Source organism: Sciscionella sediminilitoris, from assembly GCF_000737195.2.
Taxonomy (GTDB): domain Bacteria; phylum Actinomycetota; class Actinomycetes; order Mycobacteriales; family Pseudonocardiaceae; genus Sciscionella; species Sciscionella sediminilitoris.
The window spans coordinates 16,071-39,280 of the sequence record NZ_JALM01000133.1 but is presented as its reverse complement, the minus strand read 5'-3'; the positions used below and the strand labels follow the sequence as shown (position 1 = coordinate 39,280).

The window sequence follows — 23,210 nt, the reverse complement described above, 5'->3', positions numbered from 1 at the left end:
GGCGTCCGCCGATGAAACCTATCGACAACGCGAGTGTCCCGACCATTCCGGCCGTCCTGGACGCTTTCGCGGATTCTTGGCCAGAAGCACTGCTGCTCTCCGCGGACGACCGCGACCTGACCGCCGCTGAATTCGTGCGGCTCTGTCGCGAGTTCGCAAGCGGCCTTCAAGCCACGGGGCTGGCCAAAGGCTCGGCAGTCGGCGTGCTGCTGCCGAACGGGTGGCGATGGATGGTGGCCACACTCGGTGCGGCCTATGCCGGACTGGTCGCCGTTCCCCTGAATACCTGGTATAAGGAGGCAGAGCTCGCCGATGCGACGTCTCGCGCCAATTTGTCGCTTATCATCACCCAGCGCACTGTCCTTGGCCGAGACTTCGTGGCCTTGACGGAAAGCGCCGGAATTGCCGAACCGGGGGATGCGTTCCGGGGGACGTTCTTCTGGGACAGTGGCGACACTCCATTCGAGCGGACCGGAGATCCGCCAAAGCCCGCCCGGGAAATCGTCGATCCGGCCGACCACGCGCTTTACGTGTTCACCAGCGGGAGTAGCGCCGCACCCAAGGTGGTCGTGCTGGATCATGGCAACCTGATCGCCAACGGCTTCGCGATGGGCGAACGGCAAGGGCTCGGCCAAGGCGAACGCATCTGGTTCACTTCGCCGCTGTTCTTCGGCTACGGATGCGCCAACGCCGTGATGGTCGCGCTGACCCATGGTGCGACCATCTGCTTCCAGGAGCGGTTCGAGGCACTGGACGGTGCGCGCTTCGCATCCGAGCGGCGATGCACCGTCTTCTACGGGCTGGGACAGGTCATTCGAGCCCTCGTCGACGCCAAAGCGACGGCGGCCTACGACCTGTCCGCACTCCGGACCGGAGCTATCGGACTGAGCCCGGAAGAGAAGCGGATGGCTGTCGAAGACCTCGGCATCCGCGACGGCTGCAGCGTCTACGGCCTGACCGAAAACTACGGCTTGTGCACAATGACCGAGCCCGGGGACGCTCTGGAGACCGTGATGAACACGGTCGGCCGACCACTGCCCTCCCACCCGATCCGGATCACCGACCTGGGCACGGGCGAGACGATCGAAGAAACCGACGGGTCCCGGCTCGGCGAAATCCAGCTTCGCGGATGCATCACGCCCGGCTACCTCGACAACTCGCAGAGCAACGATGAGGCCTTCACCTCGGATGGTTGGTTTCGATCCGGGGACCTCGGCTGGTTCGACGGCGACGGGAGGCTCCACTACGGCGGCCGCATCAAGGAAGTGGTGAAGATCAGAAGCATCACAATCTCGCCCGCGGAGGTCGAGACATTCGTGTGTACGCACCCCGATGTCGACCAGGCCTACGTGTTCGGCTGGCCGGCAGCCGATGGCACCGAGCAACTCGCGTGCGGGGTTGTCGTCAAGCCAGGCGTGTGCATGGGCGCCGACTTCGAGGCCGAGCTCCGCAATTGGCTCCGCGAGCGCTTGTCGTCCTACAAGGTTCCCAGTGTCTTCGTGTTTCTGGGTTCTACCGAGGTCCCTCTGACCGCCACAGGCAAGGTGAACAAACGCCTCATCGGCGAGCAGTTCCTTGCAAAGCAATCGGTGTCCACCCATCAAGAGCGCAGTCGCAGTAAACAATAGTGAGGAGAAGCTCGTGGTCGCTGGTCAGCAGAGCGAGCGTGAGTTGGTGCTACCCAAGGATGCTCATGTCGTTGCGTCGAAACTGGGCTTCGTCGAAGGGCCGGTGTTGTTGCCGTCGGGCGACGTAGCGCTCGTCAGTGTGAACCGAGGCGAGGTCTACCAGGTGGCGCTCGACGGCTCCGATCCCACCAGGGTTGTCGAAACCGGTGGAGGCCCGAACTGCGTTGCCCTCGATCGAGACGGCTCTCTGTGGATCACCCAGAACGGCGGCACCGCGATGCCGTCTCGGTCCGCATTGCCGGTGGTCCCGTCAATTCAACGGTTCGACGCCACCGGTAAGCTCGACGTCATCGTGCATTCAGGTCTCAACGCACCGAGCGACTGCGTTGTGGCTCAAGACGGCAAACTTTGGTTCACCGATCCCGCAGGACACGCGATTTCCGGCGACGCAGAGCCTGGCAGCGTTCGTGTTTTCGACCCCCACGACGGTTCCGTCGAGACGGCACTGGACGGTCTTCTCTTTCCCAACGGCCTTGCCTTCGGCAGTGCCGCAGACGTCCTCTACGTGGCCGAGACTGCGCGTGGAGTCGTTCGCCGCTACCGCGTGCACGGTCCCGCGCTGTCCTGGGACGGTTGGGAAGTCGCAGTCCCTGGGGCGGCTCCCGACGGAATCGCGTTGGACAGCGAAGGGTGGCTCTGGGTCGCCGGGAGCCACGGCGACAACATCGTCGCGTTCGACGAAGCAGGCACGATCAGGGCCGAGTATGGCTTCGGTCAGGGCGTACTCGTGACCAGCCTGTGTTTCGCCGGCGACGAGTTGCGCACACTCGTCGTCACGATCGCCAAGGGCGGAACAGTGGTCGCGGTAGACGCACCTAACCCGGGTCTCCCGCTTCCGGTGTGGCGGTAGCTCAGTTGCTCGCTGGCCCCGACCACGCCACGGGAGAAAAGTCGAACCGACCCGATGCAGGAGCATTTCATGTCATCGCAACCGCTTCGCGGTACACGAGTACTCGAGTTCGCAGGTCTAGGCGCCGCACCATTTGCTTGCAGTCTGCTGGCCGACGCCGGCGCCGATGTGATCCGCGTCGAACGTCCTGGAGCGAACACATCATCCGGCTATTCGCTTCGAGGTCGAACAATCGTCTCACTCGACCTCAAGGACGAACGTGACGCCGGCACCGCTGCCGACCTCGCCCGTGCCGCGGACGTCCTCGTCGAAGGCTTCCGCCCTGGTGTGATGGAGCGCCTGGGATTTGGCCCGGAACTGCTTCTCGCCGAGAACCCGCGTTTGGTCTACGGGCGCATGACCGGCTGGGGCCAGGACGGGCCCCGAGCCAACCAGCCCGGACACGACCTCAACTATCTGGCGATCACCGGCGTTGCCCGTTCGATCGCCCGCGAGGGCGAGGACCCAGTCCCGCCGCTCAACGTCATCGGCGACTACGGCGGTGGGCTCCTGCTCGCCTACGGCCTCATGACCGCGCTGCTGGAACGCTCGTCGTCCGGCCGTGGCCAGGTAGTGGATACGGCAATGGTCGACGCGGGCTTGCTGCTCATGTCCGGGCTCTGGCAGCGGGTGGCGGACGGCAAGTGGACCGACATCCCCGGCACAAACGACATGGACTCTGGTGCCCCGTTCTACAACTCCTACCGGACGAGCGACGACCAGTTCATGGCTGTGGCCTGCGTCGAGCCGCAATTCTATCGAAACTTCGTCAACACACTGGGCGAGCCGGATCTGCTTGACGCCCAATGGGATCGATCCACCTGGCGGGAGCGGAAGCGGGTGATCGCCAAGACGTTCCGCCAGCACACACGACAGGAATGGGCTGAGATCTTCGCCGACGCCGAAGCGTGCGTCACCCCGCTGAACGCCGTCAATGAGGTCCGGCACGACCCCCATATCGTCGCGCGGCAATCCCTGATCGACCTGAACGGGGACACCTTCCCCGCTGCAGCACCACGGCTCTCTCGTAGCTCACTGTCGATCGCGGCCAGCCCTAGATACGAGGCGGACATCCGGCAGGCACTTGAACGCTGGCAGTCATATACCCAACCTAAGGAGGCGCTATGACAAGCGTGCTTGAGCATGAGCTCCTGCGTGACGACATCCTCGCCATCGAACCCTTCAGGCTCATCGGCACGAGATGCGAGCCCGCCGGACACGTAACATTCCCACGGCGCGACTTCTGCCCCACCTGTCACTCGGCCGACGTGGAGAACTGCGACCTTCCCCTCGACGGCACGCTCGAGACCTTCACCACCGTCCGCCAGGCACCACCCGGGCTCGCAGTTCCATACATGCTGGGCTTCGTCAAACTGGACGGCCCCGTTGTCCTACTCTCGCGAATCGTCGGAGGCGACCGAGTGGCTCCGCAGATCGGCGCCAGGGTGCACGCCATCCCTTATCTCCTGAATTCCTCGGGCAAGGAACTCCTGGCTTTCGCGTTCGAACTGGTCGAGGAGGACCGCAATGCCTGAGCCCGTGTACGTGGCCGGGGCCGGAATGACGCGCTTCGGAAAGTTTCCGGACACGCCCTTCGAGGATTTCGGTGTACGCGCCATCCGTGCCGCTCTCAAGGACGCCAGTGCCGCCATCACCCAAGTCGAAGCACTTTTTCTCGGGACGGTTTATGGCGGCATGGTCGCCGGCCAGAGGGTCCTGGCGCAGGTAGGCGCAACGGGCATCCCGGTCGTCAATATCGAGAACGCCTGCTCGAGCGGAGCGGCCGCGATCCGGGACGCCTGGATCGCCGTACGCGCTGGACTCTACGACGTCGTCGTCGCCGCCGGCGTCGAGAAAATGACCGATCGGGTGTCCGGTGGCATCCTCGTCGACAAGAGTGACCTGGACACGGCACTGGGCATGGTCATGGCTGCCAACCACGGCATGAGTGCGCGACGATATATGTCCGATTACGGAGCGACCCGCGAACAGATCGCCGCCGTCGCGGTGAAAAACCACACCCACTCGATGCACAACCCATATGCGCAGTATCAGCGACCGATCTCCCTCAATGAGGTGCTCTCGGCTCGCCTCATCGCGGATCCCCTCGGCCTGTATGACTGCAGCCCGATCTCCGACGGCGGTGCCGCCGTGGTCATCTGCAGCGCCGCTGGTCTGGCTCGGTTGGGCCTCTCCGAGTCGGCACCCCGCATCCTCGGTGTCGGCCTTGTCAGTGGCACCCATAATGACGGCGTCCGCTCGATCAACGATGAGGGCATCTCGCGGCGAGGAGGCGTCGCCGCATGGGAATTGTCGGGGATCGACCCCACGGACATCGACTTCGTCGAGATGCACGACTGCTTCTCCATAGCCGAGATCGTCCGGATGGAAGGCCTCGGGCTTATCCCTCGCGGCGAAGGTGCAAAGTGGACGCAAGACGGCCTCACCTCGCTTGGTGGGAGGCTTCCGGTGAATCCGAGCGGCGGGCTTCTCTCGTGTGGACATCCCATCGGCGCAACCGGAGCCAGGCAAGCCTGCGAGCTGACCTGGCAACTGCGTGGCCAGGCACACGGCCGACAGGTTGATGGAGCACGCACCGCTCTTGCCTACTGCAAGGGAGGCACGGTCTCTGGTACCGATGGTGCGTCCGTTTCGACCCTGGTGATGCAAGCATGAGCGGCATCGCAACGGGATCTGCCCGCAATCGTATGGTGGTGACCCTCGGGGGCACCGCGGATTCCCTCGCCTCACAGCGGTCCGCCGCGGCCGACGCACCCGCGCAGAATGCCTCCCAGGTCTGTATTCGTGTCGTGCCCCCACCCGCTTGCACCTTCACCGATACTGATGACGGCTCTCTCCGCGAGCTCGAAGAGCGTTTGGTCGACCTCGTGCACGCGGTTCAGCAAGCGCGCGAGACTTTAGTGGTCTCGGGTCAAGGGTCCGGAATCGTCGTGCTTTTGCCTGCCGACGTCACGCTTGGGACTCCCGAAAACGCTTTGGCCGGCTCGTTGTGCGGTGCGGCACTGTCATTCGCCCGCACCGCGGCCATCGAGCTACGCAAAGACGGAATCTCCATGAACGTCGTTCTGCACGGAGAACTCCCGGACGAGGATCTCGGCGCGATGACGAAGCTGCTGGACTCGCTACTGGACAGTGGCACCCTCATCACTGGTCAAGAGATCTACGTCGATCGGGGCCCCAACTTGGGAAGGGTCAAGCCATGACATCGTCCGAACGAGTCTGCGTCGTGACCGGTGCGGGAAGCGGCATCGGTGCGGCAATCGTCGACCGGTTGGCCGAGGACGGGGGAACGGTCGTCCTGACAGATCTGCCTCCGGTGATCGACGCTCTTTCCCCGGAGGGTTTCCCGCCGAATGTGCACGTGTGGCCGCTCGACGTCGCGGACGGCCGCGGTCGTACACAGGTGGTGGAAAGGCTCATATCCGAGTTCGGGCGACTCGACGTGCTGGTGAACTGTGCCGGGGTCAACCGCGACGCTCGCATCCCGAAGATCGAAGACGAGCCCTTGCGCTTCACCCTGAACGTCAACCTGATCGGCCCGATTTCGCTGGCCCGGCAGGCCGTTCCGGCGATGGTTGCGGCGGGGCGGGGAACCATCATCAACATCGCGTCACGCGCTTTCCTCGGAATCTTCGGCTCCGGGGCGTACTCGATGTCCAAGGGCGGGCTGGTCGGCATCACGCGTGCGCTCGCCCTGGAACTGGGCCCACTCGGGATCACCGTCAATGCCATCGCCCCGGGATTCATCGAAACCCCCATGGCTCGCGAGCTACCACAACACGTGCTGGACGCGACGATGGCAGCGATCCCGGTACGGCACGGCGGACGGCCCGACGACATCGCCGGAGCGGTGAGCTTCATGGTGAACGACGGATCGTATGTCAGCGGCCAGGTTCTCACCGTCTGCGGGGGCAGGTCGATCGGGAACAAATAGTGCGGGCTTGGCTCCGGAGAACACCTCCGGAGCCAAGCCCCTGCCGCTCCGGCCTTCACGCGGGTTCCTTGGCCACCTCCGAGCTTTCCGGGGCACCGATCTCGTCCAGGTTGCGGTTGTGGGTGTTCTCCCCGAAGAATCCGAGCACCAGTCCGGTCAGGGCCGTGAACAGCGCCGTCGCGGTGAAAGCGCCGCCGAATCCGAACGAGCCCGCGATCGCCGCGATGACGAATCCGCTGGCGATGCCCGCTACCCGCCCGGCACCGTTGGCGAGGCCTGAGCCAGCACCGCGCAGCGGGGTCGGGAAGATCTCCGGCAGGTAGGCGTAGAGCACCACGGTGTTGGTCAGGAGGACGAACGCCGCGACGAAGCCTGAGATCACGAGCGCGGCATAGTTGTGGGTGAACGCGAACACGATCATCGCTGCGGCGGCCAGCAGGCACAACACCATGCAGATCCACCGCCGTTCCCACCGGTCGGTGATCGGTACGGCCGCGAGGGCACCGGCCACGGGAGCGAGCGAGAGTATCGTGCCCACGGTCAGTGCGTCAGCCATGGTGAACCCACGGTCGACCAGTAGCGTGGGCACCCAGTTGTTGAAGCCGTAGAAGCCGAGGATGAGCAGTGCCATTGCCGCGCAGGACACCAACGTCCGACGACGGTATCGCGCGGTGAATAGTTGCGTCGCCGCCTGTTTCGCCGCGACTGCGGCGGGCCCGGGATCTGGGAGCGGCGCACCGGTGCGGGCGATGATCTGTTGCTCGAGCCTCGTGACGAACCGGCCGGCGCGAGCGGCGTTGCCGTTGGACTCATCCCAGCGCACGGATTCTGGCAGCAGGAACAGACCGAGCAGCGCCGGGATGAGCCCGATGCCGCCAAGAACGAATATCCAGCGCCAGGTTTCGGGGCCGGCGGGGACGATGGCGCGCGACGCTACCGCGATCAACGGGATGCCCAGCGAGCCCATACCGACCACAACCGACAGGAACCGGCCGCGGGATGCTTTGGGGAACATTTCCGCTACGTAGACGAGAACGACGCCGAGTGCGGCCTGCAGACCGGCGCCAGTCAGGAAACGCAGGACCGCGAACACCCAGAAGCCGGGTGCCAGTCCGGAAAGGATGGAGCTGAGCGAGAAGATCAGTGCCGCGATGATCATCGTGCGGCGGCGCCCGAAGCGGTCGGACAGCCGTCCACCGACGACGGCGCCGATCGCCATGCCGAGAAAGGTGCAGGAGGTGAGGGCTCCAACCTGCGTGGTCGACAGCTCCCACGTCTTGCGCATCGCGGGAGCCGCGTAGGACAGGCCATAGATGTCGGCGAGGTCGCACATGTACATGACGCTGAGGATGACGAGCCAGACGCGGTGCGGCCCAGTGATCCGGGGCAGGCGTTCGAGTCTGGCTGACGGGGAAGCGGCGAGGCGGCCGGTGCTCGTGCCTCCGGGGTTGATGGTCATGGGCTCTCCTTTGAGCGGACGGCGGTGCAAACTCATCGCGCCGCGACGGTCTTTCCCTTGACGGGCAGGGCCTCGTTCTTTCCCACCAGGGTGAACAGGAAGACGATGCCGAGAATCGTGAATCCGCCGGCGAGCAATAGGGGGATCACATAGGACCCTGTTGCGCCGAGGATGAACCCGACCAGTACGGGGCCGACAGCGACCCCGACGGCGCTGGCGGAGACCAGCAGGCTCGTCGTCGAGGCGACGTTGCCGGCGCCCGGCGTGACCTCGATCATCATCGCGTATAGCGGGCCTGCCGCGAGTGACACCCCCGCTGACGACACTCCGAGCAGAAGCACTGCGACGACGGCGTTGTCGCTGAAGCCGACCGGAACGATCGCGGCGCCCAGCAAGAGGCCGATCGCCATCGGGAGCTTTCGCGCCCAGGACGGGTCAGTGCCGCGGCGGATCATCCAGTCGGACAGGGCCCCTCCGGCCATACTGGCCCCCGCGGCCATCAATCCGGGGATGACTCCGTAGATCCCCACCTCGAGCAGGCTGAAACCGAGCTCGTCAACAAGGTAACTTGGAAACCAGGTGATGAAGAAGTAGATCACCGAGGCCCGGCAGTACATGACGCCGATGAGTCCCCAGATGGTGCGATACCGGAACAGGTCGATCCACCGGATCCTCCCACCATGCACCTCGTGTTCGTTCTCGCTGCTCCTCGAGCCGCCCGACTCGATGTACGCGAGTTCCTGCTCGCTGAGCTTCGGGTGGTTCCTCGGTGATCGGTAGAATCGCAGCCAGACGAACGCCCACACGAGACCGATCAGTCCGGTCACGACGAACGAGATTCGCCAACCCATGAATGCGATAAGGCCACTCACGATCGGCATGGTGATGACGACGCCGAAATCCGACCCGACCTGGTAGCTGCCTATCGCGAACGCGCGTTCTCGCTTCGGGAACCATTCGGCGACGGCCTTGTTGGCGCACGGCGCCATCGGAGCTTCGCCGGCACCGAGGATGAACCGCAGTGTCACCAGTGAGACGAAGCCGCGTACGAGTGCCGTGGCCACCGTTATCGCGGCCCAGGACACTGCGGCGAAGAAAAAGGTGAGGCGTACCCCGAACCGGTCGACGATCCAGCCCGCTGCCGGCAGGGTGATGATCTGCACGAAGGAGAAGATTCCGAAGGCCAACCCCATGAGCTAGGGGCCAAGTTCGAGATCGTCACTCATGAACGGTGCCGCGACGCTGAGGTTCGTGCGGTCCATCCAGGCGACCGTGAATCCCAGGAACAGGATGGGTAACAGCGTCCAGCGGATGTTGTTGCGGCGGCCACGCGGCCGTACGGATTGAGTCGACGTTGACATGAATCTGTACCCGTTTCGCGGAGTTGTTTCGAGGTGATGACGCGAGGTCGCAGTGCGCTATGGGACCGCGGGCGGCGGTGGAAAGCCGTAGAGGCGTTGCGGGTTCCCAGCGAGAACGGCGTCCCGCTGTGCTGAATCAGGAGCCCAGTCCGCCAGCAGGTCGAGGAGGTCACCGACGTTCGGCATGGTTCCCCAGAACGCCACGTGGGGCCAGTCGGAACCCCATACGCACCGCTCTGGGGCGACGTCGAGCAGCTCGCGGACGAACGGCCGCAGCTCGGCGAAGGGGTACGTCGTCGCGAGCCTGAACGCCCCCGACAACTTGGTCCAGGCTCCGCTGCGCATGAGGTCCAGCATGGCCGCCCAGCGGGGAGACGCCGTCCCATCGGTGACGTCGACGTCTCCCAGGTGGTCCAGCACGTAGGGAACGGTCAGCTCGCGCAACCGTGGTGCCGTTGCGAGCAGCTGGGCAGGTGTCACGAGAAACTGGATGTGCCAATCCAGTTCCCGGCAAATCGCCTCGTATCGGTCGAGTTGGGCGAGTCCGTCACCGATCCCGCCACCGCCGATGATGTTCAGCCGTATCCCGACGCAGCCCGAAGCCTTGAGTGTCGCCAGCGTTCGATCGGTCACGTTCGCCGGGACGACCGCGATACCTCGCAGCATGTCGGGGTGTTCTGTCAGCACGTCGAGCATGACGCTGTTGTCGGTGCCGTGGACGCTCGTCTGGATCAGTACGCCATGCGTCATACCGGTTGCGCGGAGCATGGCGAGGTATTCATCGGCGCTGGCCGGTGTTGGCGTGTACCGCCGGTCGTCAACGTAGTTTTCGGTGCCGATGACGTGAGCATGTGTGTCCACCCCACCGGCCGGAACGGTGAACCTCCGGGGCCGGCGCGGTCGTGGATCGGGTGGGGGACACGGCGTGTGAAACCGATCCTCGCTAAGCTCCATCGAGATCCTCCTGCGACTGCTCGTGTTGCGCGCGGTAGTCGCGGACCGAGAAATATGCGGGGTCGGAGGGGTCCCGGGCGTACTTGGGCCAGCCGTTGATCGCGTCGGGGAACTCCCCTGGCCGGTTTTCGAGGTAGGTGTAGTTGCGCATGAGCGTGCGTTCGGCGATGCGCCATTCGCCGTTCCGCCGCTCGAGGTAGTCGATGTAGCGGTTGGAGTTCTGCATGTTCACGCGCGGATCGGTGGGATCCTTACCCCAGGTCGTGGACAGCTGGTAGGTCTCTGCGACTGCGCGGTCCCCGTCGACCTCGCAGAGGAAGTTCATGATGTAGTGCATCATGCCGGCGGTGGTTTCGCGGAACTTGGGGAATTCCGCGTCCAGGTACTCCTCGATCGTTCCGGTGTACAACGTCCCGCCGAGTCCGAGGTGGGTGTCGGGGGTGTCCGGGTGAAAGCAGGAGAGGACGAGCTCTTTGTCTAACCGGTCCACGCCGCGGCAGTAGCGGCACAGGACCTCGTAGATGGCTTGTTTGTCGAGCAGTTCCTGCAGTTGTGCCTCGGTGGGCATCAAATCCTCCTCAACGTGGTCAGAGTGCGAGCGCGGCGAGTTCGCCTTCCCAAATAGCGTTGAAAATGCGCCGAGGCGACTGGCAGTCCCCCACCGACCGCCAAGCGACGCCGAGGGCTTCTAGCTCCCGCGAGAGCCGGTCGTTCGCGACGTTGCCGAGGGAAAGAACCACGGCATCGACGGAGTCGAGGCGAGTTTGTTCCTGGGTGTGGACGTCAGTGAGGACGACCTCGTCTCCGTTGATTTCGGTGAGCATCGTGTTAGTGGTGAAGATGACACCTTGTTTCCGCAGCGCGCCGTAGACGAATCCGTGGTCCATGCCGCCGACGGTCTGGTGCGCGATCTGCTGGAAGCCGGTGACGACGTGGACCGGGTGCCGCCGCTGCACGAGGTATTCGGCCACGACGAAAGCCTGCCGGTCGCCCGTGTCGTCGAGAACCAAGACCCGGTTCGGAATGTCGGCCTTGCCGCTCAGAATGTCCTCGGGGGCGAACACGTTCCATTGATCGGATCCGGGCAGGATGTCCGCGCTGGGTGCCCAGCGGGCGGGTTGCGCCGCGGTCCAGCCGTGCCGGAGCGGTGTCGACCCGGTCGCCACGATGATCTCGTCGAAGGCGTCGACGAGTTCCGATGCCTGCACTTCGTGTTCGAGCACGATCTTGGCGTCGGTCTTGGCAAGCTGGCTTTCGAGCCAGCTGATCACACCGGACCATTCGCGATAGGTCGGGGCCTGGGTGATCAGGTTGACCTGGCCGCCGAGCACATGGGACTTTTCGAACAGCGTGACCTGGTGGCCGCGCTCGGCCGCGGTGAGCGCGGAGCGCAAGCCGGCCGGTCCACCGCCCACAACGGCGACCCGTTTGCTGCCCGCGGAGGCAGGCATTTCCCTGAGCTGCTTCTCGCGGCCGACCCCGGGATTGTGGATGCACATCAGCGGAGTGCTGCGCATTGCCGCCGTCAGGCACCAGTTCGCGCCGACGCAAGGACGAATGTCGTCGGCACGGTTTTCTTCCGCCTTGCGCACCCACATGGGGTCCGCGATCAGCTGGCGGGCCATGCCGACCATGTCGGCTTTGCCTGAGGCGACGATCTCTTCTGCCAGTTCGGGCGTGGTGATGCGGCCGACCGCGATCACCGGCAACGAACCGGTGACCTGCTTGAGCCGGGCCGTGTCCTCGACCTCGTAGGCCAGTGGTTTCGCGGCCGGCGTACCGAAGATCGACATAGGGTCCTGATACGTGCCCTGCGTCGTCGACAGGTAGTCGAAGACTCCCCAGGACGCGAGTTCGCGGGCGATCTCGACCCATTCGGCGTTGCCGAGCCCGCTTTCCATGGCTCCGTCGTTGCTGTTGATGCGGATGCCCATGACCCGGTCGGCCGGCACCACCGCGCGCACGCCGTCGGCGATCCGCCGAAGCAGCCGCAGCCGGTTTTCCAGCGACCCGCCGTAGTCGTCCGTGCGATGGTTCGTCGCGGGAGAAAGGAACTGATTGATCAGGTAGCCGTGCGAGACACCATGCACCTCGACCCCGTCGACCCCGCCTTCCATGGCATAGCGGGCGGCGAGCACGTAATGCTCCACCAGTTCGTCGATCTCGGCGAGCGTGACCGCGTGCGGGATCTCGCGATAGGTCACATCCGGCACCGCGCTCGGCGCCCAGGTCGGCAGACGGCTGACCATGCCGTCGGTCTGCCTGCCCCGGTGCCACAGCTGCGCAATCAGCAGTGTCCCGTGCGGTTGCACCGCGGCCGCGACCTTGCGGTAGGTGTCGACGACGCGCTCGTCGTAAGCGAGGATGACGCCCCGCCGCGGCCGCGAGGTGGGGTGGACCGCCATCGCCTCCATGGTGATCGCGGCGACCCCGCCACGGGCGCGTTCGGCGTAGTACTCGACGCTCTCGTCCGCGAATGTCCCGTCGGTGGAGAATTCCGTTGCATGCGCCGTCTGCCACACGCGGTTACGCGCGGTGCGCGGGCCGATCCGGATCGGCGACAGCAGATTCTCGTAAGGATTGTCTGGCATGTTTCTGCCCGTTCGCTCGTGGTGGTAGGTCAGTGTTCGGAGAGCAGAGCGCCAAATCCGTCGATTTTGTCGTCGATTCCGGAGGTGCGCAGTGCATGCCAGTAGCTTGCGGTGTTGACCGGGATGACCGGGATACCGAACTCAGCTTCGAGGCGCACTGCCGTGGGAGCGAACGGGAGGTTGGCGCCGAACTGGACGATCGCGCGCGGCTTCGTCGCCGCGAGCTTTTCGGCCTTGGCACGCATCGCCTCGGGGGTGTTGTGTGCGATCTTCACCAGGCTGGGTGCGCGCAGATGCTCGATCTCCTGGATCTCGTAGCCGCAGCTCTTCATGAACGAAGTGAGCTGTGGTTCCGCGGTGTCGCCATAGGGGGTGAGCAAGGCGATCGACCCGCTGGTCACGCCGTGGGCCGCCAGCGCGGCGGGGATCGATTCTCCGGCGTGCACGAGCCGAAGGTCCGGTTGGCCGAACTTGGCGCGCAGCCGTCCCTCGATCGCTTGCCCCGCTTCGGGATCGGCGTAGATGGCCTCCAGCGATACGCCGAGCACGATCAGGTCCGGTTCGCAGGTCAGCACTCGCTCGACGGCTCCGTCGACGCCGGCGTCGATGTCCGCGATCGACTGGTGGATTCCCGCGTCGGCGACGGTGTCGATGTTCGTGACGTGAATTCGTGCGATGTGGTTGGTCACGCCCTGGGGCCGTATGGCGTCGTACTCGGGCTGAACGACGGTGTTCACCGACGGCGTCACCACTCCGATCTTCAGCCGGTACCCGTAGATGTCGGTCATGTGCACCCTTCTTCCTTGGAGGGAGTCAAAATTGTCAAGATGTGGCAGCCGAGATCATCACCGCAAGCAGGACCGCGACCTGGCTGGAGCGGTTCCGCCACGTGTGCGGAACGCCTCTGGTGACGATGCTGTCGCCCGCCCGCAGCACGACTTCGCGTTCCTCCAGCACGGCATGAACCTCGCCGGACAGTACGGTCTGAATGTCCACAGTGGCCGTCTGGTGGAAGTCCGCTCCGGTGTTCAGCGCTTCCGCCCGGGTGTCCGGGTCCGCGTTCCAGCTCTCGTCAGGAGCGATGAGAGTGCGGTAGACCCGCATGCCCGAGTCCGGTTCGAACCCGTCGTGGAGCTGCGGTCCGAACTCGTCCGTGATCGCGATCGGAAAGTCGTTGGTCTCCCACAGGTTGAACACCTTGACGAACGGTCCGTCCAGCAGTAGGACACCGGGCTCGTCGGAAATGACTGTCGAGCGGCCGTCCTCGTTCAGCCCCGTGGTCACGACCCGGGAGCGGTCAGGTTTCATTCGTATGCTCCAGACGGCAGATACCCGTCGCGGCTCAAGCGCGGAATCAGGCCCCCGGCGTCGAGAATGCCGGTGAGCATCGCAGGGAGTCCGGGAACCGAGAAATGGGCACCGGTGTCGAGGTTTTCGACCTGCCCGGTCCCAATGTCGAGCCGCGCTCGTTCGCCGTCGTTGAACGCCGCTCGCACCCCGGGAACGGTGAGCGCTGGCAGGCCGTAGTTGATGCAGTTGCGGTAGAACAGCGAGTTGAACTCGTTCGCGAGCAACGCGCGGACGCCGAGAATGCGCAGCAACCGGGCGACCGGCCGGGAAGACCCCACGCCGAAGTTGTTCCCGGCGACCACGATGTCGCCTTCGCGCACCTGCTCGGTCCACCCGGGACGCAGCTCGTAGAAGACGTGTCTCGCGGCTTCCTCGTGGCTCAGCTTCATCGCGAACCCGGGGTACATGGCGTCGGTGTTGACCGAGTCGTCAACCACCCAGACGCGGCCCTCGATTTCCGTGGTCACGCGGCCACCGCCCTCGGGTCGGTGATGACTCCGGCGACCGCGGAGGCGGCCACTGTTGCCGGGGAGGCCATGTAGATCTCCGCCTGCGGGCTGCCCATGCGTCCGGTGAAGTTCCGGGTGGAGGACGTGAGGCACACCTCGCCTGGGCCGACGACTCCCATGTGGTAGCCGAAGCAGGCGCCGCACGTCGAGTTGGTGACCACGCCGCCCGCGTCGACGATGTCGCCCAGATATCCCAGGCGCATCGCGTCGCGGTAGACGCCCTGGGAAGCGGGCGTGACGATCAGGCGCACCCCGTCCGCGACCTGTTTGCCACGCAGGACCTCGGCCGCGATCCGGAGGTCGTCGAGCTGTCCGTTCGCGCACGAACCGATGAAGCACTGATCAACCGTGCGGCGCTCGACCTCGGTGATCGGGAAGGCGTTGCTGCTGACCGTTCCGGGGCGGGCCACGTACGGCACCAGCGAGCCGAGGTCGATCTCGCGGACCGCCGCGTACTCGGCGCCGGGGTCGGGCTCGACGGGGTCGAACGGCTCGCTGGTCACCGTGGCCAGGAATTCCCGGCAGGTCTCGTCGGCGCCGAAGATGCTGAAATCCGCGGAGATTTCCGCGCCCTGGGTCGCGATCGTGCGGCGGTCGTTCATCGGCACCGAGGCCAGGCCGGGGCCGCCGTACTCCAGATTGTGGTTGGTGGCATCCCCGTAGGTCCCGGCAATATGCAGGAAGATGTCCTTCCCGCTGACGTGCCTGGGCTTCTCGCCGGAGAACTCGTACCGGATGGTCGGCGCGATCGTGAACCAGGTCTTGCCGGTGCACATCACCGACAGGACCTCGGCGATACCGAGTCCGCGTGCAGCCGTGTTGTACGCCCCGGCGGCGCAGGTGTGGGAGTCGGTGCAGGCCAGCACCTGACCGGGCAGTGCCAGCCCGTTCTCCGCGATGACCTGGTGACAGATCCCGTGGCGGCCGATGTCGTAGAACCGCGTGACCCCGAACCGGTCGGCGAATCGCCGCGCGGCGGTACCACCTGCCGCGTCCTGGAGCGTCGGTGCCGGCACCGCATGGTCCATCACGATCGCCAGCTTGTCCGGATCGGCGATCTTGACCGGCTCGATCCAGCCGGTCGCGAACTGCAGATCGATCAGCACCGTCAGGTCGACGTCGACGACCACCGTCTCTCCGACGGCGACCCGCTCGATGCCTCCGGCGCGGGCCAGGATTTTGTCGATCATCGTCATGCCCATGTCACGACCTCCCCCACTTCTCGCCAAGCGCGGACCATTCGCGCAGCCCGACCAGATCGAAGAACGAGGCGACCCCGGACGACTCGCGGTCCGGCAGCACGCCGCCGAGCGACACGAGCGAGTCGATCACCGTGCTGGCCACGGCGAACAGCGGTTCGCTCGGGTGAATCGCGATGGCGAAACCCAACTCCTGGAGTCGCTGCGGACCCTCGTCGGGGGTCAGCCCCGTCTGGACGAGGTTGATCAGCTTGGGCGCCTTGATCTCCTTGGCGATCCGCTCGATCTCCTCGGTGGTTCTCGGCGCCTCGACGAAGACGATGTCGGCGCCGGCGTCCGCGTAGGAGTTAGCCCGGTCGATCGCCGCGTCGAGGCCGAGCACGGCACGCGCGTCGGTCCGGGCGACGACGAGGGCATCGTCGCGAGCGTCGAGTGCCGCACCCAGCTTGTCCAGAAACTCCTTCTCCCCCACCAGTTCCTTGTCCGGGAGATGGCCACAGCGCTTGGGAAATGCTTGGTCTTCCAGCTGGATCGCGGCCACCCCGGCCCGCTCGTATGCCCGCACCGTCCGGGTGACGTTCAACGGCGCGCCGTAGCCGGTGTCCGCGTCGGCGATCAGGGGCACGTCCTCGAGCACGCCGGCCGCCATGGCCGCCCGCTCCGCCATCTCCGAGGCGGTGGCCAGACCGATATCCGGCAGGCCGAACCCCGACGCCGCCACCCCCGCCCCGGTCAGGTATGCGCCGGTGAACCCCATGCGGCGCACGAGATTCGCCGAGATGCCGTCGTAGACGCCGGGGGCAACCAGCACCTCGCCGGAAGCAAGCAGCGCCCTGAGCCGAGCGCCTGGTCCTTCATGCATTAGTGTCACAATCTAGAACTATCGGATTCACTATGAGAAACTGAGCGTACGTAGCGTGGGGCACCGTGTCAACAGCGACGTCTCCACGGGCTGACGAAAGGGAATGACATGCCGGAAACGCCTCGCGCCGAAGGAGCCGACACCGCTCGCCGCGCCCTGCGGGTACTGGAAATCGTCGGCGCTTCAAGCGATCCGGTCATGCTCGACGAGCTGATCCGCCGGACCGGGTACAGCAAGAGCATGGTCTACCGGCTGCTGCGAGTCCTGCAGGACGAGTCCTATATCGACCATGCCAAAGGCGGCGGCTACCTCGGCGGCAGCAAACTGTTCGCCCTTGCCGCGTCGGCACTGCCCAACTTCGACACACACACCGCCTACCTGCCGATGCTGCAGCAAATCGCGTCAGAAGCTGGAGAAACGTGCACCCTGCACCGCCGCATCGGCGACCAGGCCATGTTGATTCTCGGGGCGGAAAGCACCCTGCATCCCCTGCGACGGGTGCTGACCATCGGAGAACTGACACCGGTCACGCGCGGCAGCTCCGGCCTCGCAATCCTGGTGAGCCTCGCCGATGACCTGGTCGACCAGTTGCTCGCGAACAAACCCGTCGACGACGTGGAACGCGTACGCCAGGAGATCAGGCAGATACGCCAGGACGGCTTCGTCCTGTCGTTCGAGGCGAACCATCCCGGCCTGCACGGCCTCGCCGCACCCCTACCCGGCACCGAGATGTCCGTTTCGGTGTCCGGTCCCGGGAGCCGGTGGACCAAGCAGAAGATGCTCGACTTCGCCCCCCGGTTCCTCGCCACGCTGGCCGAGCGCACCGCGGCGATCAAGTAGTAGACGAAACCTCGGCTTCACTTTACTCTGATTCAGAAATTGAAACTACTAGTTTCCCATTCTGGAACTATTCGAAGCTGAGGAACTTGTATGCGCGAAGTGCCCTCCGTCTCGCAGTCTCCGCTGGCTGCTTGGCTCACCTTGCGGGGACAGCCCTCGGCCGCGTGCCGCGCCATCGCTCGACAGGTCGAGGCGATGGGATACGGGACTTTGTGGATCCCCGAAACACCTACGAGCAATGAAGTGTTCACCCAGGCGGGAGTTCTACTCGCCGCGACCGAGAAGCTCGCCGTAGCCAGCGGCATCGCGAACATCTGGGCTCGAGACGCAACCGCCACCGCCGCCGCCGCGCACACCTTGAACGACGCCTACCCGGGGCGGTTCGTACTCGGGCTCGGCACCAGCCACGCGACCCGGGTAGCCGACCGCGGGCAGGCGTACTCAAGGCCATTGACCTTCATGCGGGACTACCTGGATTCGCTCGACTCGGCCGGACCGTTCCAGCCGCAGCACGAGCGGCGTGTCCCGGTCGTCCTGGCCGCGCTGCGCCCCAAAATGCAGGAGCTGGCCCGCGAACGCGCCGATGGCATTCACAGCTTCTGCGCCCCTCCTGAACACACCGCCGACGCACGAAAACGCCTCGGCGGAGGGCCGCTACTGGTACCCCACCAGGCTTTCATCATCGGTACACCGGACGCACGGACGTACCAGAAGGCGCACGCGTTCGTGGCCTCACGGCTCACGCTGCCCAACTACGTCAACCACTTCCGCGCACTGGGCTTCACCGACAACGACTTTGAAGGCGGCGGCAGCCAGAAACTGATCGATTCCCTGGTCGTAATCGCCGACGAGGACACCGTTATGCGCCGGATGCGCGCCCACCTCGACGCCGGAGCCACCCAAGTCGCGGCGCACCCGCTCATCGACGAACCCGACGGCGGCGTCGCACAACTCAAGCTGCTGGCACAGTCCCTTCGCACGTCCGCCTGACCAACCCGACCACCCGCACAGATTGGTGATCTCCTGTGGCCAACCTCGCTGACCTTCTCGAAAACACGAGTACGAAATACCCCGCTCGCACCGCCATCGTCTCCGCAGATCTCCGACTCACCTACACCGAGCTGGACGAATCGGCGAACCAGGTGGCCAATCTGCTGGCCGCGCGCGGCATTCGCCCCGGCGACAAGGTTGCGCTGTCCTGCCCGAACCTGCCATGTTTCTCGATCGTCTACTATGGAATCCTCAAGGTCGGCGCCACCGTGGTACCGCTGAACATCCTGCTCAAGGCCCGCGAAATCGCCTACCATCTCGCTGACTCCGACGCCAAGGCCTACGTCGCCTTCGACGGCAGCCCCGACCTTCCGCTCGGCACGGCCGCGCGCACCGCGTTCGAGGAAACCCCGGGCTGTGAGCTATTCCTTTCCCTCGGAGCCTCACCCGGCACCGCGCTGCCCTGGGCCGCTGACCAGCCGCACTCCTTCGACACAGTCGACACCGATGACGACGACACGGCCGTCATCCTCTACACCTCAGGCACCACCGGCCATCCCAAAGGCGCCGAGCTGCGCCACCGCAACCTCCGTGACAACGCGCTCGCCACCAAGCACATCTTCGGTGTCAGCACCGAGGACCCAGACACGTTTCTGTGTGTGCTCCCGTTGTTCCACTCCTTCGGGCAAACCGCCATCCAGAACACCGCAATCGCGTTCGGCGGTACGATTGTCATGCAGCCGCGCTTCGACGCCACGACCGCACTCGACCTGATGCTCGAGCACAAGGTGACGTTTTTCGCCGGTGTGCCCACCATGTACTGGGGACTGCTCCGCGCCCTCGACGACACCCCGAACATCGACACCGTCGCGGACACTCTGCGCGTGGCCGCATCGGGCGGCGCGGCGTTGCCCGGCGAAATCCACAAGGAATTCCGCGAACGATTCGGCGTGACGATCCTCGAAGGCTACGGACTCTCCGAAACCTCGCCACTAGCGTCGTTCTCCACCGCCGGCGAGCAACCTCGAGTCGGCTCGATCGGCAGGCCGCTGCCCGGAATCGAGATGAAACTGATCAACGACGACTGGACGAACCTGCCCCAGGATCCGGAAGCCGTCGGCGAGATTGCGATCAAGGGCCACAACGTCATGAAGGGCTACTACAAACGCCCCGAAGCCACCGCCGAAGCCATCCGCGACGGCTGGTTCCGCTCCGGTGACCTCGCCACGAAAGACAATGACGGCTTCTACTACATCGTCGACCGGGCAAAAGACCTCATCATCCGCGGCGGCTACAACGTCTACCCCCGCGAGCTCGAAGAGGCTCTGATCACGCACCCCGCGGTCGCACTTGTCGCGGTCATCGGCATCCCACACCCCTCCCACGGAGAAGAGATCAAAGCCGTCGTCGTCAAGCACAAGGACCACGACGACGTTACGGAGGAGGACATCGTGGCCTGGGCCAAGGAGCGGCTCGCGGCCTACAAGTACCCCCGCATCGTCGAATTCCGCGACACCCTGCCGATGACCGCGACCGGCAAGATCCTCAAGCGGGAGATCTGACAGCCAACTGGACTCCGACACCGTCCTAATCGGACTCGAACTCGAAGGAGAGGCCGTCCCATGACCACCTGCCCTGCCAGCCCGCCCACCTCATCCGCCACGACGGCGCTCGCACGGCTCGCCGTCGGGACCGACGTGGGCCGCGCAGCGGATGCACTCAGGCCCCGCCTGCGTGGCCTATTTCTCGATCACATCGGGATCGCGGCGTTCGCGGCCGCGCGAGCCGAGAGCAGCCCCCGCCGTGCGCGCCGCCGTCGACGGGCTCGACCCGGCTGGAGGGCACGGCACCATGTTCGGGGTGGGCCGACGATACAGCCTGCCGTACGCGGCGTTCCTGAACGGTGTCCACGACGCCGACCGCGTGGGTGGCAGACAAGGGAGTCGCCCCTCACCTCATGAGGGTATCGAGGAGCACACGGCGAAAGGAAGCCAGGCATGGGGATTAGGCCCCTAACAGGTTGATGATCTTGGTTTGAGATGATCTTGGTGTGGCTGCGCCGTGGGTCGTGTCGGACGAGTTGTGGGCCCGGATAGGGCCGTTGTTGCCGGTGCGTCCGGCGAGTCGGACGGGGCCGAAGCCGTTGCCGGATCGGCAGGTGTTGCAGGGGATCCTGTTCGTGTTGTTCACCGGGATCGGGTGGGAGGACCTGCCTCAGGAGCTGGGGTTTGGTTCCGGGATGACGTGCTGGCGACGGCTTCGGGACTGGCAGGAGCTCGGGATCTTCGACCGGTTGCATCAGGAGCTACTCGCCGAGTTGAACGCCGCCGGGGAGATCGACTGGTCACGCGCGTGTGTGGACGCCTCCCACATCCGCGCAAAAAGGGGGGCGAGGCGACCGGACCGAGTCCGGTCGACCGAGGCAAGACCGGTTCCAAGCACCACCTGATCTGCGAGGGCGGCGGTGTCCCACTCGCGGTCACGCTCACCGGCGGCAACCGCAACGACATCACCCAACTCATCCCGCTGGTCGATGCCGTCCCGCTCATCCGCGGGCGCCGGGGCCGGCCACGCCGCACACCCGAGGCCGTGGTGGCCGACCGAGGCTACGACCACGACAAGTACCGAGACCTGTTGCGACAGCGCCGGATTCGACCGCTGATCAGCCGCCGAGGCACCCGTGACAACAACCAACCCGTGCGCTGGGTCGTGGAGCAAACCCTCGCACTACTGCACCAGTTCCGCCGCCTGGCCGAACGCTGGGAACGCCGCACCGACATCCACCACGGGTTCCTCGCGCTCGCCTGCAGCCTCATCACCTGGCGACGACTCCCAAACCGAATGCGTTAGGAGCTCTAAGCCGTCAACGGGGCCGGCCCTGTACGCAGGGGTCGGCCCCAGTTGTCGCAATCGCGTCGAGGGTGAATCGCCCTTGACGTCTCGCAGGGTTATCCCTGGTGCTCCGCGTCCATCGGAGCTCTGCCGAGGCCGTGGTCGCCTACCGTGTTTCGTGCTCGGCTAACTTGGGCGCAGATGAGTTGGTCGAATTCGGCCGGGCAGGTGAGGGCGATGTCGGTCATGCGGCAGGCTTCGATGAGCGCTTGGTCGTTTACGGGGTGCTCGGTTGCAATCACCGTACGAACCGTTCGTCCGGCGGTGGCGAGTTCGCTGCGGTAGTGCAGCACTTGGCCGATCGCTGCGCGAACTTGACGCACCTCGTTGCTAGCGTTGGTGCTCTTGACCTCGGCGATCCACAACTCGTTGCAGTGCTGCCAGGCAAGGTCGTACTGGGGCTCGTGTGCTGCTGGCCGCAGCGGCACAAGTCCGGCTTCTTCGAGCGCAGCGGCGAGCTGGTCTTGAACGGCGTCGTGGGCCGCTTGCGCGTGCCGTGGTGGGCTGGCAGTCCCTTCTGCAGCACCGTTCGCCGGTAGCAGGTCGGCAAGCTTGCCTTCGTAGACTACGCCCACGTTGTCCTCGGTGGGCGGATGCACGCGATAGGACGCCTTCGTGGTCCCGTTCCGGCGGTCGCCTCGCTCGTGAGCGTTCCACCAGTACTGGCCGGTGAGCTTGCCGAACAAGGGAGCGTCAGGGTGGAACGTCTTGAAGTGGCCGCGGCAACGGTGGAAGGCTGCTCCGATGCCGTCTCGCTTGGCGTGGCCCTCCTTGTCGAGCGAGCGCGTCATCGGTTGGACGTCGAGAACGTGATACCGCGTCAGCGGCTGGCCGTGGCGGCGTTGGTGTCGCTGTGACTGTTTGGCCGCCGGCTGCACCGCGCTGGTCTGGACGTTCTTGCAAGGCATCATTCCGAGCGTCATCAGTAGTGCGCCCGTGGCTCCGTCGGCCATCGTTAGCAAGGTTTCGCAGAGTTCGCCGAGTACGCCTGGATGGTCCGGGGATTCCGGGAACTGCGCTTGTTGGAGTGGCTTGCGGGTCTCGTCAGCCACATACCGGCCGCGCTCGTCGAGCCGCCAGTGCACTGTGGCGATCGGCCCAATGGGATTCCCTTTCCTCCAGAGGACGATCCCGAGGCGTTTCTGACCGTGCCGGACCACTCCGTGATCATCGGCGTCCACGGTGACCGCGGAGCGCTGTCGTAGCAGGGCAACGACGGCCACGGTGCCGAGCCGGTCCACCTCTACAGCCACGGAGACGGCCTCGAGCAACCAGTCATCTACGAAACCGACGAGTTTCCCCCCACACTGCGAGGTCCCTACCGACTCGCTTGTTGAGGCGCTGGTGGAGTTCCTGCAGACTGCCACGCGTCCCCTCACGTTGGGCTGGCAACCCGCACGCGACTCCGCCCCCCGTGATCCCTTCGCGAAGTGGGCGCCGCCGAGCGTCGATCGAACAGAAGTGCGAACATCGCGGTTCGAGTGAATTGCCAGCGGACGGGGAGGCTTCGTGGCGGTCAAAATCGTGCACACCACACGGTCGCAAGAGGTGCGGTTCGGTGACCGGGTAACGGCTGAGCAGTATGCCGCCCGGTGCGGCGGACTTGACGTCTGGCGGGTCCTGTCGGTCCCGGGCGACACCCTGGCCGCTGGGAGCCGAACGGACAGCCAC

Annotated in this window: 23 protein-coding genes; 12 read left to right on the top strand and 11 right to left on the bottom strand. The window is 65.3% G+C overall.

Translation table 11 applies throughout. From position 1 onward, the window contains the following. Positions 1-11 precede the first annotated feature (11 nt). Genes AD72_RS33095 through AD72_RS33065 form a run of 7 tightly spaced genes read left to right on the top strand, consistent with a single transcriptional unit; the run spans position 12 to position 6,532 of the window. The gene (locus AD72_RS33095) at positions 12-1,628 is read left to right on the top strand and encodes a class I adenylate-forming enzyme family protein (protein WP_031470591.1); all 1,617 of its coding nucleotides are present in this window, start codon (positions 12-14) and stop codon (positions 1,626-1,628) included. A 13-nt stretch (positions 1,629-1,641) separates the two neighbouring features. Continuing rightward, positions 1,642-2,538, top strand: a complete 897-nt coding sequence (locus AD72_RS33090) for an SMP-30/gluconolactonase/LRE family protein (protein ID WP_031470590.1) — start codon at positions 1,642-1,644, stop codon at positions 2,536-2,538. Between the two features lie 54 nt (positions 2,539-2,592). Continuing rightward, complete coding sequence (locus AD72_RS33085) at positions 2,593-3,705, top strand: CaiB/BaiF CoA transferase family protein (RefSeq protein ID WP_231645117.1); 1,113 nt, start codon at positions 2,593-2,595, stop codon at positions 3,703-3,705. Continuing rightward, the gene (locus tag AD72_RS33080) at positions 3,702-4,112 is read left to right on the top strand and encodes a Zn-ribbon domain-containing OB-fold protein (RefSeq protein ID WP_051899284.1); all 411 of its coding nucleotides are present in this window, start codon (positions 3,702-3,704) and stop codon (positions 4,110-4,112) included. The genes AD72_RS33085 and AD72_RS33080 overlap by 4 nt, the downstream gene beginning before the upstream one ends. Next, positions 4,105-5,253, top strand: a complete 1,149-nt coding sequence (locus AD72_RS33075; protein WP_031470587.1) for a thiolase family protein — start codon at positions 4,105-4,107, stop codon at positions 5,251-5,253. Before AD72_RS33080 ends, AD72_RS33075 begins: the two co-directional genes overlap by 8 nt. Beyond that, entirely contained in the window at positions 5,250-5,801 is a 552-nt protein-coding gene (locus AD72_RS33070) for a hypothetical protein (RefSeq protein ID WP_063890842.1), read from the top strand. Before AD72_RS33075 ends, AD72_RS33070 begins: the two co-directional genes overlap by 4 nt. A 23-nt stretch (positions 5,802-5,824) precedes the next feature. Next, positions 5,825-6,532, top strand: coding sequence for an SDR family NAD(P)-dependent oxidoreductase (locus AD72_RS33065; protein WP_197285154.1), 708 nt, complete (start codon positions 5,825-5,827; stop codon positions 6,530-6,532). Positions 6,533-6,587: 55 nt separating this feature from the next. Here the strand turns inward: AD72_RS33065 and AD72_RS33060 are convergent, their stop codons facing one another. The 10 genes from AD72_RS33060 to AD72_RS33015 all read right to left on the bottom strand — a co-directional run bounded on the left by AD72_RS33060 (position 6,588) and on the right by AD72_RS33015 (position 16,817). Then, on the bottom strand, positions 6,588-7,991 hold the full coding sequence (locus tag AD72_RS33060; protein ID WP_051899282.1) for an MFS transporter: 1,404 nt from the start codon (positions 7,989-7,991) through the stop codon (positions 6,588-6,590). Positions 7,992-8,023: 32 nt separating this feature from the next. Beyond that, a complete protein-coding gene (locus AD72_RS33055) occupies positions 8,024-9,184 on the bottom strand; it encodes an MFS transporter (protein ID WP_051899281.1) in 1,161 nt (386 codons plus the stop codon). Positions 9,185-9,409: 225 nt separating this feature from the next. Continuing rightward, positions 9,410-10,213 (bottom strand): amidohydrolase family protein, encoded by an 804-nt coding sequence (locus AD72_RS33050; RefSeq protein WP_197285152.1) that lies wholly within the window; start codon positions 10,211-10,213, stop codon positions 9,410-9,412. 82 nt (positions 10,214-10,295) lie between these two features. Further along, entirely contained in the window at positions 10,296-10,874 is a 579-nt protein-coding gene (locus tag AD72_RS33045; RefSeq protein ID WP_051899280.1) for a nuclear transport factor 2 family protein, read from the bottom strand. A 19-nt stretch (positions 10,875-10,893) separates the two neighbouring features. Further along, positions 10,894-12,897: an oxidoreductase gene (locus AD72_RS33040; protein WP_031470581.1), complete on the bottom strand. Its 2,004-nt coding sequence runs from the start codon at positions 12,895-12,897 to the stop codon at positions 10,894-10,896. A 29-nt stretch (positions 12,898-12,926) separates the two neighbouring features. Next, entirely contained in the window at positions 12,927-13,685 is a 759-nt protein-coding gene (locus AD72_RS33035; RefSeq protein ID WP_031470580.1) for a maleate cis-trans isomerase family protein, read from the bottom strand. 34 nt (positions 13,686-13,719) lie between these two features. After that, a complete protein-coding gene (locus AD72_RS33030) occupies positions 13,720-14,181 on the bottom strand; it encodes a cupin domain-containing protein (protein ID WP_197285151.1) in 462 nt (153 codons plus the stop codon). Positions 14,182-14,201: 20 nt separating this feature from the next. Then, the gene (locus AD72_RS33025) at positions 14,202-14,714 is read right to left on the bottom strand and encodes a LeuD/DmdB family oxidoreductase small subunit (RefSeq protein WP_031470578.1); all 513 of its coding nucleotides are present in this window, start codon (positions 14,712-14,714) and stop codon (positions 14,202-14,204) included. After that, positions 14,711-15,958, bottom strand: coding sequence for a 3-isopropylmalate dehydratase large subunit (locus AD72_RS33020; protein WP_031470577.1), 1,248 nt, complete (start codon positions 15,956-15,958; stop codon positions 14,711-14,713). Before AD72_RS33020 ends, AD72_RS33025 begins: the two co-directional genes overlap by 4 nt. Position 15,959: 1 nt before the next feature. After that, on the bottom strand, positions 15,960-16,817 hold the full coding sequence (locus tag AD72_RS33015) for an isocitrate lyase/PEP mutase family protein (RefSeq protein WP_031470576.1): 858 nt from the start codon (positions 16,815-16,817) through the stop codon (positions 15,960-15,962). A 108-nt stretch (positions 16,818-16,925) separates the two neighbouring features. Here AD72_RS33015 and AD72_RS33010 point away from each other — a divergent pair, with 108 nt between their 5' ends. From AD72_RS33010 to AD72_RS36180, 4 genes are all read left to right on the top strand, one after another. Beyond that, positions 16,926-17,657 (top strand): IclR family transcriptional regulator, encoded by a 732-nt coding sequence (locus AD72_RS33010; RefSeq protein ID WP_031470575.1) that lies wholly within the window; start codon positions 16,926-16,928, stop codon positions 17,655-17,657. A gap of 90 nt (positions 17,658-17,747) precedes the next feature. Next, positions 17,748-18,647, top strand: a complete 900-nt coding sequence (locus AD72_RS33005) for a TIGR03620 family F420-dependent LLM class oxidoreductase (RefSeq protein ID WP_037348195.1) — start codon at positions 17,748-17,750, stop codon at positions 18,645-18,647. 35 nt (positions 18,648-18,682) lie between these two features. Then, entirely contained in the window at positions 18,683-20,209 is a 1,527-nt protein-coding gene (locus AD72_RS33000) for a long-chain-fatty-acid--CoA ligase (RefSeq protein WP_031470573.1), read from the top strand. Positions 20,210-20,697: 488 nt separating this feature from the next. Next, positions 20,698-21,497 (top strand): IS5 family transposase gene (locus AD72_RS36180; protein WP_156365494.1). Its coding sequence is split into 2 segments (ribosomal slippage): positions 20,698-21,019 and positions 21,019-21,497, totalling 801 coding nucleotides; the frame shifts between segments, so codons are not numbered across the junction. Positions 21,498-21,595: 98 nt separating this feature from the next. Here the strand turns inward: AD72_RS36180 and AD72_RS32990 are convergent. Next, complete coding sequence (locus tag AD72_RS32990) at positions 21,596-22,810, bottom strand: hypothetical protein (RefSeq protein ID WP_231645112.1); 1,215 nt, start codon at positions 22,808-22,810, stop codon at positions 21,596-21,598. Here AD72_RS32990 and AD72_RS38290 point away from each other — a divergent pair. Continuing rightward, complete coding sequence (locus tag AD72_RS38290; protein ID WP_425480796.1) at positions 22,722-23,024, top strand: Imm1 family immunity protein; 303 nt, start codon at positions 22,722-22,724, stop codon at positions 23,022-23,024. The genes AD72_RS32990 and AD72_RS38290 overlap by 89 nt on opposite strands. Positions 23,025-23,210: the final 186 nt, after the last annotated feature.

Coding starts and splice junctions, on each gene's coding strand:
- AD72_RS33095 (WP_031470591.1), top strand. CDS start 12: ATGAAACCTATCGACAACGCGAGTGTCCCGACCATTCCGGCCGTCCTG.
- AD72_RS33085 (WP_231645117.1), top strand. CDS start 2,593: ATGCAGGAGCATTTCATGTCATCGCAACCGCTTCGCGGTACACGAGTA.
- AD72_RS33080 (WP_051899284.1), top strand. CDS start 3,702: ATGACAAGCGTGCTTGAGCATGAGCTCCTGCGTGACGACATCCTCGCC.
- AD72_RS33075 (WP_031470587.1), top strand. CDS start 4,105: ATGCCTGAGCCCGTGTACGTGGCCGGGGCCGGAATGACGCGCTTCGGA.
- AD72_RS33070 (WP_063890842.1), top strand. CDS start 5,250: ATGAGCGGCATCGCAACGGGATCTGCCCGCAATCGTATGGTGGTGACC.
- AD72_RS33060 (WP_051899282.1), bottom strand. CDS start 7,991: ATGACCATCAACCCCGGAGGCACGAGCACCGGCCGCCTCGCCGCTTCC.
- AD72_RS33055 (WP_051899281.1), bottom strand. CDS start 9,184: ATGGGGTTGGCCTTCGGAATCTTCTCCTTCGTGCAGATCATCACCCTG.
- AD72_RS33045 (WP_051899280.1), bottom strand. CDS start 10,874: ATGCCCACCGAGGCACAACTGCAGGAACTGCTCGACAAACAAGCCATC.
- AD72_RS33040 (WP_031470581.1), bottom strand. CDS start 12,897: ATGCCAGACAATCCTTACGAGAATCTGCTGTCGCCGATCCGGATCGGC.
- AD72_RS33035 (WP_031470580.1), bottom strand. CDS start 13,685: ATGACCGACATCTACGGGTACCGGCTGAAGATCGGAGTGGTGACGCCG.
- AD72_RS33020 (WP_031470577.1), bottom strand. CDS start 15,958: ATGGGCATGACGATGATCGACAAAATCCTGGCCCGCGCCGGAGGCATC.
- AD72_RS33015 (WP_031470576.1), bottom strand. CDS start 16,817: ATGCATGAAGGACCAGGCGCTCGGCTCAGGGCGCTGCTTGCTTCCGGC.
- AD72_RS33010 (WP_031470575.1), top strand. CDS start 16,926: ATGCCGGAAACGCCTCGCGCCGAAGGAGCCGACACCGCTCGCCGCGCC.
- AD72_RS33005 (WP_037348195.1), top strand. CDS start 17,748: ATGCGCGAAGTGCCCTCCGTCTCGCAGTCTCCGCTGGCTGCTTGGCTC.